The organism is Rhodococcus sp. 3258 (assembly GCF_031456475.1).
Classification (GTDB): Bacteria; Actinomycetota; Actinomycetes; order Mycobacteriales; family Mycobacteriaceae; genus Rhodococcoides; species Rhodococcoides fascians.
This window is the reverse complement of sequence record NZ_JAVDUT010000009.1, coordinates 110,889-124,940: the sequence shown is the minus strand read 5'-3', so window position 1 is coordinate 124,940 and position 14,052 is coordinate 110,889. Positions and strand designations below refer to the sequence as shown.

Below are 14,052 nucleotides of genomic sequence, written 5' to 3'. Positions count from 1 at the left end.
CTGCCGCGCGGACGTCACGGTGACGAACCCGTGCGCTCGTGCAGGTAGCAGTAACGCGTCGAGTAACAGATTTGTTCGTGTCAGTACCCGTGAACCGAGGATCGAGGACGAGAAAACCCGTGCCGTCGCTGTCGTTTTCCAAGCTGCTCCGTGTTGGTGAAGGTCGCATGGTCAAGCGGCTCAAGAACATCGCTGACCACGTCTCGACCCTGTCTTCGGACGTCGAGAGTCTCTCCGACGACGAACTGCGGGGTAAGACCGCCGAGTTCAGGGAGAGGTACTCGTCCGGGGAGACCTTGGATCAGTTGCTGCCCGAGGCATTCGCCGTCGCCCGTGAGGCATCGTGGCGGGTGCTGTCTCAGCGGCACTTCGACGTGCAGGTGATGGGCGGAGCTGCCCTGCACTTCGGCAACATCGCCGAGATGAAGACCGGCGAGGGCAAGACCCTGACGTGTGTTCTGCCTGCCTATCTGAACGCCATCTCCGGCGACGGTGTGCACGTGGTGACGGTCAACGACTACCTCGCCAAGCGAGACTCGGAGTGGATGGGCCGTGTGCACCGCTTCCTGGGTCTGTCGGTGGACGTGATCCTGTCCGGGATGACGCCGGTCGAACGCCGTGCAGCGTATGCCGCCGACATCACCTACGGCACCAACAACGAGTTCGGGTTCGACTACCTACGCGACAACATGACGCACTCGCTCGACGATCTGGTGCAGCGCGGACACAACTTCGCCGTGGTCGACGAGGTCGACTCGATCCTCATCGACGAGGCGCGAACCCCACTGATCATCTCGGGCCCCGCCGACGCGTCGAGCAAGTGGTACGGCGAGTTCGCCCGGATCGCCCCCATGCTGAAGGTCGACACCCACTACGAGGTCGATATCCGCAAGCGCACCATCGGTGTGCACGAGGCCGGCGTCGAGCTGGTCGAGGATCAGCTCGGTATCGACAACCTGTACGAGGCGGCCAACTCGCCTCTGGTGAACTACCTCAACAACGCCATCAAGGCCAAAGAGCTCTACACCAAGGACAAGGACTACATCGTCCGCGACGGCGAGGTCATCATCGTCGACGAGTTCACCGGTCGCATCCTGGTGGGACGCCGCTACAACGAGGGCATGCACCAGGCGATCGAGGCCAAGGAGAAGGTGGAGATCAAGGCCGAGAACCAGACCCTCGCCACGATCACGCTGCAGAACTACTTCCGCCTGTACGACAAGCTCTCCGGCATGACCGGCACGGCCGAGACCGAGGCCGCGGAGCTGCATCAGATCTACGGATTGGGCGTCATTCCGATCCCGACGAACCGCCCGATGGTCCGCGTCGACAACGGCGACCTGATCTACAAGACGGAAGAAGCCAAGTTCGACGCGGTGGTCGACGATGTCGTCGAGCGGCACGAGAAGGGCCAGCCGGTTCTCATCGGCACCACGAGCGTGGAACGGTCGGAGTATCTGTCCAAGCAGTTCACCAAGCGCGGCGTCGCGCACAACGTGCTCAATGCGAAGTTCCACGAGCAGGAAGCGACGATCATCGCCGAGGCCGGGCGACAAGGCGCGGTGACGGTGGCGACCAACATGGCCGGCCGTGGCACCGACGTCGTGCTCGGCGGCAACCCGGACATCCTCGCCGACCTGAAGCTGCGTAAGCAGGGCTTGGACCCGGTGGAGACGCCCGAGGAGTACGAGGCCGCCTGGGAGCCTGCTCTGGAAGAGGTCAAGGCACAGGTCAAGGCCGACGCGGACACCGTGCGCGAGGCCGGTGGCCTGTACGTTCTCGGCACCGAGCGCCACGACTCACGCCGTATCGACAACCAGCTCAGAGGGCGCTCCGGTCGTCAGGGTGATCCGGGCGAATCGCGGTTCTACCTCTCGCTCGGCGACGAGCTGATGCGTCGATTCAACGGCGGCGCACTCGAATCGATCATGACTCGGCTGAACTTGCCCGACGACGTCCCGATCGAGGCCAAGATGGTGTCCAAGGCCATCAAGAGCGCACAGACCCAGGTCGAGCAGCAGAACTTCGAGATCCGCAAGAACGTCCTCAAGTACGACGAGGTGATGAACCAGCAGCGCACCGTCATCTACGAGGAGCGCAGGCGCATCCTCGAAGGTGCCGACATGGAGGGCCAGGTCGAGGGCATGATCACCGACGTGATCACCGCCTACGTCGATGGTGCGACGAGCGAGGGCTACGTCGAGGACTGGGATCTGGAGCAGTTGTGGACGGCGCTGAAGACTCTGTATCCGGTCGGTATCGACCACAAGGTTCTCTCGGGCGAGAACGAGGACGGCGAAAAGGGTGACCTGAGCCGCGACGAGCTGCGCGAGGCTCTGCTCGAGGACGCCCGCTCGGCCTACGCCGCTCGCGAGGCCGAGATCGACGGCATCGCAGGCGAGAACGGAATGCGGGAGCTCGAACGTCGGGTGCTGCTGTCCGTCCTCGATCGCAAGTGGCGCGAGCATCTCTACGAGATGGACTACCTCAAGGAGGGCATCGGACTGCGTGCGATGGCCCAGCGAGATCCACTGGTCGAGTACCAGCGTGAGGGCTACGACATGTTCCAGGGCATGCTCGACGGCCTCAAAGAGGAGTCGGTGGGCTTCCTGTTCAACCTCCAGGTCGAAGCAACCCCTGCCCCGGCAGGTCCGGCCGCGTCCGCCGGTCTCGCGGTTGCCCCCGGGTTGGCCTCACCCGTCGGATCCGGTCGCCCGGCACCTGCGGCAACGTCGGCACCTGCGGCCACGGGCGATCGGCCTGCGGCCAAGGCGGCCCCGGCCCCGGCCGCTCCAGCTCAGGCAGCTCCCACAGCTCTACGTGCCAAAGGACTCGACGAGCGGGACGAACAGAGATTGACGTTCTCCGGCCCGGCCGAGGGGGGCGGTACGGCTGTGCAGCGATCGGATGCTGCAGCGAGCGCGGAGTCGGCGGCCGAGGGAACCCGACGCGAGCGTCGCGAAGCAGCGCGAGCGCAGAACAAAGCACCGAAGAAGTCGGCGCGCTCCAAGCGCAAGAAGTAGTCGGCCGGGTCGATCCGGCGCGACCTCGCCGGGCGACTCGTGTTCTCAACCCACTCGCAACGAGGTGACCGTCCATCCTGGCCGCTTCGGGTCGACCGCCTGCTCGATTCGGCCCGCGAAGGCGAAGGTGCGTGGGCCGCGGGTGTACGAGCCGAATATCTCGGCCGACGTGTCCGATCTATAGGCGACGTGCACGCGACGCACCGCGGCGAATCCGAGTCGCCGTCCCGGTGGGGGCGTGCGGACGATGGTGCGAATCAGGTCGATCACGGGCGCAGTGAACAACGAGGACAGTTGCTCGGCACTGCGCCTGCGGTCGATCACCTCGATGAGCAACCGCATGGCGCGTTCGGCGCTCGCCCGCGCATCGGCGGGCACGTCTTGCACGATCGGTCGATGGGGTGCCTCGGTCCGGCGGCGGGGGCGAGTGCTGCGTACCGATGCCGGATGGCGTTCCGGTGGCCTTTGCGAGCTCTCACCCCGGCCCCAGGTGTGCACCGCGCCTGCCGAGAGTGGCGGCTCGAACTGGGTCGGCCGCGACAGAAAGCAATGGTGCTCGGCGCGCAGCCGAGAGTCCGCCGGCGACGGCATCGGACTGTCGTCCCCGGTGTCCGGCGGATCGTTGGATTCGATGACGCTCACACCGACATTGACGGTCGCGATCGAATTTCGGTTCCCGAGATCGACGACACGTCGGTGCCTACCCGGCACTGGGACTCACGTCGCGAACCCACGTACTCTGAGTTCGAGCACACCGCGCAACAGGCGGTATCGATCGGGGCGCACCACGTGCGAGGACGGGGACCGAGACACGCGATGGCGACCAGACTGACGGCGCAGGATGCGTCGTTCTACTTTCTCGAGGCCGGCAGCAGTCCCATGCACCTCGGCTCGCTCGCCGTCTTTCGGACCCCGCGGAGCGGTTTCAGTTACGACCGACTGCTGTCGTTGGTCGAACAGCGACTGATGCTGGTTCCGCGCTACCGGCAGAAGGTCCGCGAAGTCGCGTTCGGTCTGGCGCGGCCGGTCTGGGTGGACGACGCGGACTTCGACATCACCTATCACATCCGTCGTTCGGCACTACCCAAGCCGGGGACGGACGATCAGTTGCACGACCTGATCGCGCGACTGACCTCACGGCCGCTCGATCGCACCCGACCGTTGTGGGAGATGTACCTGGTCGAGGGACTCGCGAAGAATCGTTTTGCCATCTTCACCAAGTCTCATTCGGCCCTCGTCGACGGCGAGAATGCGCTCGACATCGGTCAGGTCATTCTGGACGCGAGCAAGAACCCCGCGCCGATGGCCGAGGAGCTGTGGATGCCCGCTCGTGAGCCCAAGGACTCGGTGTTGGTGCTCGACGCGCTCACCGAACTGGTGGTGCGTCCGGGCGAGAGCATCGAGACGTTGCGCGGCGCGGTCAACGGGGTTGCCGGTCTCGCGGGCGACGCATTGCGCGCCGCGGGCAAGGTCGCGGCCGTGCTGCGTACCGCGACACAGAGCGCCCCGTCCAGCCCACTGAACGCGCCGATCTCACGAAATCGTCGGTTCGCCGTGGCCAAGACCGAGCTGGCCGATTACCGCAGGATCCACGACAGATTCGACTGCTCGATCAACGACGTCGTGCTCGCAGTCGTCACCGGCGCGCTGCGAAATTGGCTGCTCTCGCGCGGCGAACCCGTCACGGCATCGTCCACGGTGCGGGCCATGGTGCCGATGTCGGTGTACGTCTCGTCCGATCGCGTCGGCTTCGGTGAGGGCAGCGACATGTCCGGTGAGCCGGCCGAGGACGATCGCAGCGAGGTGTCCTCGTTCCTCGTCGACCTCCCGGTGGGGGAGTCGAACGCCGTCGTTCGGCTGTCTCACATCGCGCACGCGACCGAGGCCCATTCTCATCAGAGCCGCGGTGTGACGGCTCAGACGCTGATGCGGATCAGTGGGTTCGCTCCGGCGAGCCTGCATGCCATGGGTGCGCGCGCGGGTAGCCGACTCTCGCAACGAGTGTTCAACCTGATCGTCACGAACGCGCCGGGCCCGCAGTTTCCGCTGTACGTCGGTGGTGCCCGGATGCTCGAGATGTACCCGGTGTCGCCGCTGTTCGAGAATCAGGCGTTGAGTATCGGGCTGACGTCGTACGACGGTTTCGTGTTCTTCGGGCTCAACGCCGACCGCGGAGCGATGCCCGATGTGGATGTGGTGACAGCGCTACTGCACGAGGCGCTGGAAGAGTTGGTCGACGCCAGCAACGAATCGAGAGTGTGAGGTCTTCTGCAATGCGTGTCTACGTTCCGGCGACGCTGGAATTCTTGAAAGTGCTCGCAGCCGAGGGCGAGTTCAGTCCGGTCTCGCGCACCGCATTCGCGGTGACGCCCACCTTGCGTGAGGCGTATTCGTCGGGCGACGACGAGGAGTTGTCCGAGGTCGCGATGGGGGAGGCCGCGCGTGCCTCGCTGCGCCTGATCGCCGCGGCCGTCGACGACGAGGCGGACACGGGGACGGTGGCCGACGGCGTGGTCTACCGACGGGCGGTGATTGCCGCAGACGTCGACGATCCCACCCTGCGTCCCGATCTCGACGACGCTGTCGTTCGGCTGAAGGAACCGCTGCGAATGGATCAGGTCGCGTCGGTGCACGTCGATCTGGAAGGGGCCGAAGAAGCAGTTGCCAAGGCTGTCTCCGCCGTGGATGCAGCGGACATGGGCGACGCCGACGCAGAATTTGTTCTCGGTGATGCCGAAGACCACACGCTGGCGTGGTACGCCCCCCAGGAACTACCGTTTCTGCTCGATCTGCTGTGATCCTGCTCTCGGCCACGACCTGGCGATATCCACGGTTGGGCTGCCTGCAGAGGTGACCAGGGGACTCAACCTACGGTAGCGTAACCTCGATGCCCGCACGCGGTTCGGTACGACGATCGAGGGGATGGGGAACACCCGATGGATCTGAAGAAGTGGTTGGAGGCCCCGGTGGCCGGTGTCTCGGCACCCAAGCGGCCGAGGCTGAACATGCTGCGTGGTGCTTTCACCCGCATCACCACTCCCTTGCTGCCCGACGACTACTTGCACCTCGCCAACCCGTTGTGGTCGGCCCGTGAACTGCGCGGCCGCGTCGTACGCGTGGAGAAGGAAACCGCTACCGCGGTGACACTGGTGATCCAGCCCGGGTGGGGCTTCAATTTCGATTATCAGCCGGGTCAGTACATCGGAATCGGACTGCATCTCGGCGGTCGGTGGCACTGGCGCTCGTATTCACTGACCTCGCCGCCGAACTGGGAAGACAAGCTGATCTCCATCACCGTCAAGGCGATGCCCGAAGGGTTCCTGTCGTCACATCTGGTGGGCGGCGTGCCGCAGGGGACCATCGTGCGACTGGCGGCACCGAAGGGCAATTTCGCACTGCCCGTTCCGCCGCCCGCCAAGATTCTCTTCGTCACCGCAGGTAGCGGCATCACCCCGGTCATCTCGATGCTCAGAGCACTCGATCGTCACGGCGACATGCCCGATACCGTGCATATCCACTCGGCCCCCACCGAGGACGAGGTGATGTTCGCGGCCGAACTCGCAGCCCTCGAGAAGTCGCATCCCGAGTTCACTTCCCACGTGCAGCTGACGCGTTCCGACGGCAAGTTCGCTCTGTCCTCGCTCGACGAGCTCTACCCCGACTGGCGTACCCGCGACACCTGGGCCTGCGGTCCCGCGGCACTGCTCGAGGAAATCGAGAAGACGTGGAAGCGCGAGGGCATCGAGCACAAGCTGCACCTCGAGCGGTTCGAGATCTCACGCGCCGACACGTCCGGTTCCGGCGGAACCGTCACGTTCTCCAAGTCCGACAAGAAAGCGGCGGCGGACGGGGCGACCACGCTGCTCGAAGCGGGCGAAAATGTGGGTGTTCGGATGCCGTTCGGCTGCCGTATGGGTATCTGCCAGACGTGTGTGGTGCCGTTGACCGCAGGGCATGTGATCGACCTGCGTTCCGGTAAGGAACACAGCGAGGGTGACCGCGTCCAGACGTGCATTTCCGCGGCCGCGGGCGACTGCACATTGGAACTGTAGGTCTGTTTTTCGCACACTGCCTTCTCAGGCTGCTGGGTTACGCTCACGTAGGTTGCCCACGCTGAACCCCGGTATTTCGGGCGCCGCACACAACTGTTGGAGGACCCGGTGGCCATCACCGACATCAAAGAGTTCGCTCACCTGACCGAAGAAGACATGGAAGCGTTCGGGCGCGAACTGGACGCCATTCGCCGCGACGTCGAGGACAGTCGCGGTGAACGCGATGCCGCATACATCCGCCGGACCATCCGAGCTCAGCGCATGCTCGAGCTCGGCGGACGCGCCGTGCTGCTCGGCAGCAAGTACCGGCCGGCATGGCTCGTGGGGACCGCGATGCTCAGCGTCGCCAAGATCATCGAGAACATGGAACTCGGCCACAACGTGATGCACGGCCAGTGGGACTGGATGAACGATCCGGAAATTCACTCCACCTCGTGGGAGTGGGACCAGACCGGACCGTCGGAGCAGTGGAAGCGGGCGCACAACTACTCGCACCACACGTACACCAACATCGTCGGAATGGACGACGACATCGGGTTCGGCATCCTACGGATGACCCGCGACGAGCCGTGGAAGCCGATCAACCTCGTTCAGCCGCTCGCCAACATCGTGCTGGCGACGACGTTCGAGTGGGGCATCGCGCTGCACGACTACGACGCTCAGAAGCAGCTCGACGGGGACCACGAAAAGGGCCTCTTCAAGTCACCGGCGGCCCGCGCTTTCGCGCGCAAGATCGCCAAGCAGGTCGGGAAGGACTTCGTCCTGTTCCCCGCCCTGTCCGGCCCGGCGTGGAAGTCCACGTTGACCGCCAATGCCACGGCCAACCTGGTTCGAAACCTCTGGGCCTACGCCGTGATCTTCTGCGGTCACTTCCCCGACGGTGCCGAGAAGTTCACGATCGGTCAGTTCGAGAACGAGACCCGTCCCGAGTGGTACCTGCGGCAGATGCTCGGTAGTGCCAACTTCGAGGCCGGCCCCGTCATGGCGTTCATGAGCGGAAACCTCTGCTACCAGATCGAGCACCACATGTTCCCGGACCTGCCGAGCAATCGGTACTCGGAGATCGCAGAGAAGGTGCACGCGCTGTGCGACAAGTACGACCTGCCGTACACGACAGGGTCGCTCGGTAAGCAGTACCTGTTGGCACTGCGGACCATCCACAAGCTGTCGCTGCCCGACAAGTGGTTGCGCGCAACCTCGGACAACGCGCCCGAGACATCGTCGGAGCGGCGTTGGCGCGTCGGCGATTCTCCGACCGTGCACGCACTTCGCATCGACCCGCTCACCGGCCAGCGCCGTGGACTGCGCTCGGCGATGCAGGAGGCACGAGGAGCTCTGCGCAACGCGAAGAAAGAAGCCAAACGACAGGCGAAGGCGCTCCGGCGATCGGACGTCACCGCCTGATTGTGAATCGTCACACAGATTCGCGCCCGTAACCTACGCGACCGTAAGTTACGATACGGTAGGTGACGGAAATGCACACGGCTCACTACCGCACGCTGTGTGTTCACAACTGCCAGGAGGCTGTTTCCCATGGCGATTTCGGACATCAAGGAATACGCGCATCTGACCGACGCCGACATCGAAGCGCTGGGCCACGAGCTCGATGCGATTCGGCGAGACATCGAGGCGTCCCGTGGTGAACGCGACGCCCGGTACGTGAAGAACACGATTCGGCTGCAACGCTCGCTCGACATCGGCGGACGTGCAGTCCTGTTCGCCAGTCGCCGCCGCCCGGCATGGTTGGTCGGTACCGCCATGCTCGCGGTCGCGAAGATCATCGAGAACATGGAGCTCGGCCACAACGTCATGCACGGCCAGTGGGACTGGATGAACGATCCGGAGATCCACTCCACCTCGTGGGAGTGGGACAACACCGGGCCCTCGGCGCACTGGAAGCAGACGCACAACTACATTCACCACAAGTACACCAACGTGTTGGGCATGGACGACGACGTGGGTTACGGCCTGCTGCGCGTCACCCGCGACCAGCGTTGGAAGCCGTTCAACATCGGCAACCCGGTCTACAACCTGTTGCTGCAGCTGTTCTTCGAGTACGGCGTGGCGCTGCAGCACCTGGAACTGGGCAAGGTGGCCAAGGGCCGCGTCCCACGTGAAGAATTCGAGCAGAAGCGTCGCGAGGTCCTCGAGAAGGTCGGCAAGCAGATGGGCAAGGACTACGTCCTGCATCCGCTGCTCACCGGACCTGCCTGGAAGAGCACGCTGACGGCGAACATCGTCGCCAACATGATGCGCAACGTGTGGACCAACACCGTCATCTTCTGCGGGCACTTCCCCGACGGTGCCGAGAAGTTCACCAAGTCGGACATGGAAGGCGAAACGCAGGGGCAGTGGTACTTGCGTCAGATGCTGGGCAGCGCGAACTTCAATGCCGGTCCGGTCATGGAGTTCATGAGCGGCAATCTCTGCTACCAGATCGAGCATCACCTGTTCCCCGATCTACCCAGCAATCGTCTGCGGGAGATCAAGGTTCGGGTTCTCGAACTCGCGGAGAAGTACGACCTGCCGTACACGACCGGTTCGATCGTGCACCAGTACTTCCTGTCGTGGCGAACCATTGCCAAGCTGTCGCTTCCGAACAAGTACTTGAAGGCGACCAGCGACGACGCGCCGGAAACCGCGTCCGAGCGTAAATGGGAACAGGCACCTGCAGGTCTGTTCGCCGTCGACCCCGACACCGGAAAGCGGCGTGGCCTCCGGACCGCGATCGCAGAAACCAAGAAGCGCAAGGGAATTCGCAGACTGGTCGGCAAAGCAGCCTGACCGCCTCCGATTTCGAGCAGCGAAGCCTGGTACAGACCCCGTGGGTCTCTACCAGGCTTCGTTCGTTCGAACCGCTTCCAGCAGGAGCCGTACGGCAGCCACCCGTCGTGCTGCATCCCCGGTGAGCGTGTCGAGAGCGCACTCGGGATCTGCCGGCGGACCCAGGTGAGTGCAGCCGCGGGGGCAGTCCTCGATGGTCTCGGCGAGGTCGGAGAATGCGGCCACGACGTTCTCCGGCGAGATGTGCGCCAATCCGAACGATCGGATGCCGGGAGTGTCGACCACCCATCCGCCGCCCGGTAGCGGCAGCGCCACCGATTGTGTCGACGTGTGGCGGCCCTTGCCGACGCCCGAGACCACCCCGGTCGCGCGATAGGCGTCGGGCACCAGTCTGTTGACAAGCGTCGACTTGCCGACACCGGAGTGTCCGATGAGCGCGGTGACCTTGTTCGTCAGCATGGCGGTCAGTTCGGTCAGGTCCTCGGACTGGCCCGCCAGTACCACCGGGACGTCCAGATCTGCGAACGACGCGGTGAACTCGTCGGGTGCAGCGAGATCGCTCTTGGTCAGGCACAGCACCGGTTCGAGTCCGCCGACGTACGCCGCGACGAGAGCGCGCTCGACGAAGCCGGTGCGGGGAGGTGGATCGGCAAGCGCTGCGACGATCAGCAGTCGGTCGGCGTTGGCCACCACGACGCGTTCGAACGGGTCGGTGTCGTCCGCGGTGCGGCGCAGCACCGTTCGCCGCTCGGCCACGCGCACGATTCGGGCCAGAGTGTCGACCTTGCCCGACAGATCTCCGACGATGCCGACCTCGTCGCCCACCACGATCGGGGTTCGACCCAGCTCGCGGGCCCGCATCGTCACGACCGGCCGAGACGGGTCACCGTCGAGTACGCAGCCCCAGCGGCCGCGGTCCACGGACACCACCATGCCGGCTTCGGCGTCGTTGTGTTCGGGTCGAGTCTTGGTGCGCGGACGAGAACTCTTGCCCGGCCGGATGCGGACGTCGGACTCGTCGTAGCGGCGCGCGGTCAGGATCCGACCCCGCTGGGTGTGGAAGCGGACAACATCGTGTCCCACAGGTTCTCGAAGCCGGGGAGAGTCTTGGCAGTGGTGCCGATGTCGTCGACCTCGACGCCCGGGATGCGGAGCCCGACGATCGCGCCGGCAGTGGCCATGCGGTGGTCGGCGTAGGAGTGCCAGGTGCCGCCGTGCAGCGGTGCGGGATCGATGCGAATGCCGTCGTCGGTTTCGACCGCTCGCCCGCCGAGGCGCACTATCTCGGTCGTCAGTGCGGCCAGTCGGTCGGTCTCGTGACCGCGTAGGTGGGCGATGCCGCGCAGGATGGACGGCCCCTCGGCCAGGGCGGCGAGCGCTGCGACGGTGGGGGTCAGCTCGCCGACGTCGTGCAGATCGAAGTCGATGCCGCGCAACGTGTTCGGACCTTCGACGGTCAGCACCCCTGCGCGTAGTTCGACCACCGCGCCCATCTGCGTGAGGATCTCGCGGAACACATCGCCGGGTTGAGTCGTCGACTCAGGCCAATTCGGTACTCGCACAACACCTTCGGTGACAGCGGCGGCAGCGAGGAACGGGGTGGCGTTCGAGAGATCCGGCTCGATGCTCCAGTCGACGGGGGTGACCGAACCGGGATGCACGCGCCAGGTGTTCGCGTCTCCGCTCGATTCCGGGGTGTCGACTCGGACGCCCGCACGGCGCAGCATCTCCACGGTCATGTCGATGTGCGGCATGGACGGGACGGGCTTACCGATGTGATGGATCTCGATTCCCTCGTCGAACGCCGCGGCCGAGAGCATCAGGCCCGAGACGAACTGCGACGACCCCGAGGCGTCGATCTCGACGGATCCACCACGCAGCGAACCGGTACCGCGCATCGTGAACGGCAGCGCGCTGCCGTCGACGTCGGCGCCCACAGCGCGCAGTGCGTCGAGGATGGTGTCGAGCGGCCGGATGCGAGCCTGCTCGTCTCCGTCGAAGGACACCACGCCGTCGGCGAGCGCGGCCAGGGGAGGGACGAAACGCATGACCGTTCCGGCCAGGCCGCACTCGACGGATCCACCGTGCAGCGTTCCCGGCGTCACACGGAGAGACGTCGGATCGTTGCGGTCGGCGGCCACCTGCACGCCCAGTGTCTCCAGAGCATGGATCATCAAGTCGGTGTCGCGGCTGCGAAGCGCGCCGGTGACGGTCGACGGGCCGGATGCGAGCGAGGCGATGATCAACGCGCGATTGGTGATCGACTTCGATCCGGGCAGAGTGACTGTCGCGTCGATGGGTCCATCGGCGGCGGGGGCTATCCAAGTGCTCACCGGTCCATCTTCGCTCATCGGCGGTCAGTGTGCGGCGATGGGCGCGGTGACGGCGCGCGTGAGGCGAATCAGATCGGCCGGAGCGAGTTCGATCTCCAGGCCGCGGCGACCCCCGCTGCACAGCACACGGTCGAACTCGAGTGCCGAGTCGTCGATGACGGTGGGCAGGGATCTACGTTGGCCGAGCGGAGAAATTCCACCGAACACGTAGCCCGACGACCGTTCGGCGGCAGCTCTGTCGGCCATCGCTACCTTCCGCGTGTCGAGAGCTGCTGCTGCCGCTTTCAACGAGAGCAATCCGGTGACGGGGACCACCGCGACGGCCAGCGAACGATCTGCGCGTTCGACGACCAGGGTCTTGAACACCTGCTCCGGGCGCACGCCGAGGCGCTCGCCCAGAATCTCGGCGGCCTCGCTGCCGAACGACTGCGTGCGCGAATCGTGCTCGTAGGTGTGCACGATATGCGCCACCTTCCGTGCGGTGAGCAGCGCAAGAGCGGGAGTCGACGCAGCCATTCGTCGGACTCTATCGACTGCGACGGGAACACCGTGGCGCGCGGCAGTGTTGTGACAGGGCAGATACGGATGCAGGCGGAAGGAATGACGAATGGCAGTGCTGACCGCGGGACGTCCCTTGGCGATCAAGGGGGTGATCTCGTCGCAGAAGCCGACTTCGGGCGCGGTAGCCTGGGTGGTGGAAGCTACCGAAGGGATCAGCGTGACAGAAGCCAGGACTCCCACCGAAGCGGACGAGAAGGCGATCGCCGAGCAGCGGGCAGCCGAGACCGAGGCCCAGCTGACCGAACGCTTCGAGCGTGACGCGTTGCCGATGCTCGACCAGCTGTACGGTGCCGCGCTGCGGATGACGCGCAACCCCGCAGATGCCGAGGACCTGGTGCAGGAGACGTTCGTGAAGGCCTACTCGGCGTTCCGGTCGTTCCGTGAGGGCACGAACTTGAAGGCGTGGCTCTACCGAATCCTGACCAACACCTACATCAACTCCTATCGCAAGAAGCAGCGTCAGCCGGCGCAGTACCCGACCGACGAGATCAGTGACTGGCAGCTCGCCGCAACCGCTGAACACACGTCCACCGGACTGCGCTCGGCCGAGGTCGAAGCGCTGGACGCATTGCCGGACGACGACATCAAGGCCGCTCTGCAGTCGTTGCCCGAGGAATTCCGGATGGCGGTGTACTACGCCGACGTCGAGGGTTTCCCGTACAAGGAAATCGCGGAGATCATGGGAACGCCCATCGGAACGGTGATGTCGCGCTTGCATCGTGGGCGTAAGCAACTTCGAGGTTTGCTGGCGGGTGTGGCCCGCGACCGTGGATTCAACCGGGACGGCGCAGTCGACCGGCACGAGCAGGAGGTAGTCCAGTGACGCGCACCGGTGATTCCGGCGATGACATCATCGGCGGCGGTTCTGTGGGCGACGGCGGAGCCGACGCCGAATTCGAGCGACTGGATTGCTCGGCCGTGATCGCGGACGTATGGATCATGTTGGACAACGAGTGCGACGAGGCCAGCAGGCAACGGTTGCAGAAGCACATCGACGAGTGCGGATCGTGCTTCGAGGCGTACGGCATCGAGGAGAAGGTCAAGCGGCTGATCTCCCGTAAATGTGGCGGAGATCAAGCGCCCGCCGGGCTTCGCGAACGACTCAGCGTGGAAATCCGACGCACGGTTCTGACCCGTAGCGTCGACTCCGAATAACCTGATCGTACCGACGACGAAGGGCCGAGAAGCAGTGCTTCTCGGCCCTTCGTGGCTGGTGGCAGAACGTCAGCTGTTGGGACGTTTGCCGTGGTTGGCCTTGTTGCCCTTACGAGCACGCTTCTTACGTCCACGCTTTCCCAT

At 64.9% G+C, this 14,052-nt stretch carries 13 protein-coding genes; 8 read left to right on the top strand and 5 right to left on the bottom strand.

Annotation, left to right across the window (positions count from 1 at the left end; all coding sequences use genetic code 11):
* Positions 1 to 119: 119 nt before the first annotated feature.
* A complete protein-coding gene (gene secA / locus J2X62_RS22410; protein ID WP_310183445.1) occupies positions 120 to 3,023 on the top strand; it encodes a preprotein translocase subunit SecA in 2,904 nt (967 codons plus the stop codon).
* A gap of 45 nt (positions 3,024 to 3,068) precedes the next feature.
* Here secA and J2X62_RS22405 read toward each other — a convergent pair whose 3' ends face one another.
* Positions 3,069 to 3,665, bottom strand: a complete 597-nt coding sequence (locus tag J2X62_RS22405; protein ID WP_310183443.1) for an Rv3235 family protein — start codon at positions 3,663 to 3,665, stop codon at positions 3,069 to 3,071.
* Between the two features lie 174 nt (positions 3,666 to 3,839).
* Between J2X62_RS22405 and J2X62_RS22400 the strand changes: the two genes are divergently transcribed.
* The 5 genes from J2X62_RS22400 (at position 3,840) to J2X62_RS22380 (ending at position 9,859) form a co-directional block, all read left to right on the top strand.
* Complete coding sequence (locus J2X62_RS22400) at positions 3,840 to 5,285, top strand: wax ester/triacylglycerol synthase family O-acyltransferase (protein ID WP_027496513.1); 1,446 nt, start codon at positions 3,840 to 3,842, stop codon at positions 5,283 to 5,285.
* An 11-nt stretch (positions 5,286 to 5,296) separates the two neighbouring features.
* Positions 5,297 to 5,821 (top strand): DUF6912 family protein, encoded by a 525-nt coding sequence (locus J2X62_RS22395; protein WP_032366300.1) that lies wholly within the window; start codon positions 5,297 to 5,299, stop codon positions 5,819 to 5,821.
* Between the two features lie 138 nt (positions 5,822 to 5,959).
* Positions 5,960 to 7,075, top strand: a complete 1,116-nt coding sequence (locus J2X62_RS22390) for a ferredoxin reductase (protein WP_027496515.1) — start codon at positions 5,960 to 5,962, stop codon at positions 7,073 to 7,075.
* A gap of 108 nt (positions 7,076 to 7,183) precedes the next feature.
* On the top strand, positions 7,184 to 8,479 hold the full coding sequence (locus tag J2X62_RS22385; protein WP_032370714.1) for a fatty acid desaturase: 1,296 nt from the start codon (positions 7,184 to 7,186) through the stop codon (positions 8,477 to 8,479).
* A 129-nt stretch (positions 8,480 to 8,608) separates the two neighbouring features.
* Entirely contained in the window at positions 8,609 to 9,859 is a 1,251-nt protein-coding gene (locus tag J2X62_RS22380; RefSeq protein WP_310183438.1) for a fatty acid desaturase, read from the top strand.
* A gap of 48 nt (positions 9,860 to 9,907) precedes the next feature.
* On the opposite strand, the gene rsgA is transcribed toward J2X62_RS22380, so the two are convergent.
* Genes rsgA through ybaK form a run of 3 tightly spaced genes read right to left on the bottom strand, consistent with a single transcriptional unit; the run spans position 9,908 to position 12,708 of the window.
* Positions 9,908 to 10,942, bottom strand: coding sequence for a ribosome small subunit-dependent GTPase A (gene rsgA / locus J2X62_RS22375; RefSeq protein WP_027496518.1), 1,035 nt, complete (start codon positions 10,940 to 10,942; stop codon positions 9,908 to 9,910).
* Complete coding sequence (gene aroA, locus J2X62_RS22370) at positions 10,894 to 12,210, bottom strand: 3-phosphoshikimate 1-carboxyvinyltransferase (protein WP_310183435.1); 1,317 nt, start codon at positions 12,208 to 12,210, stop codon at positions 10,894 to 10,896. Before aroA ends, rsgA begins: the two co-directional genes overlap by 49 nt.
* Positions 12,211 to 12,216: 6 nt before the next feature.
* Positions 12,217 to 12,708 (bottom strand): Cys-tRNA(Pro) deacylase, encoded by a 492-nt coding sequence (gene ybaK / locus J2X62_RS22365; protein WP_310183433.1) that lies wholly within the window; start codon positions 12,706 to 12,708, stop codon positions 12,217 to 12,219.
* 91 nt (positions 12,709 to 12,799) lie between these two features.
* Between ybaK and J2X62_RS22360 the strand changes: the two genes are divergently transcribed.
* Both J2X62_RS22360 and rsrA read left to right on the top strand, forming a co-directional pair.
* A complete protein-coding gene (locus J2X62_RS22360) occupies positions 12,800 to 13,576 on the top strand; it encodes a sigma-70 family RNA polymerase sigma factor (protein ID WP_027496521.1) in 777 nt (258 codons plus the stop codon).
* A 44-nt stretch (positions 13,577 to 13,620) separates the two neighbouring features.
* Positions 13,621 to 13,908, top strand: a complete 288-nt coding sequence (rsrA, locus tag J2X62_RS22355; RefSeq protein WP_027496522.1) for a mycothiol system anti-sigma-R factor — start codon at positions 13,621 to 13,623, stop codon at positions 13,906 to 13,908.
* A 69-nt stretch (positions 13,909 to 13,977) separates the two neighbouring features.
* Here rsrA and J2X62_RS25475 read toward each other — a convergent pair whose 3' ends face one another.
* Positions 13,978 to 14,052, bottom strand: coding sequence for a 50S ribosomal protein bL37 (locus J2X62_RS25475; RefSeq protein WP_370878772.1), 75 nt, complete (start codon positions 14,050 to 14,052; stop codon positions 13,978 to 13,980).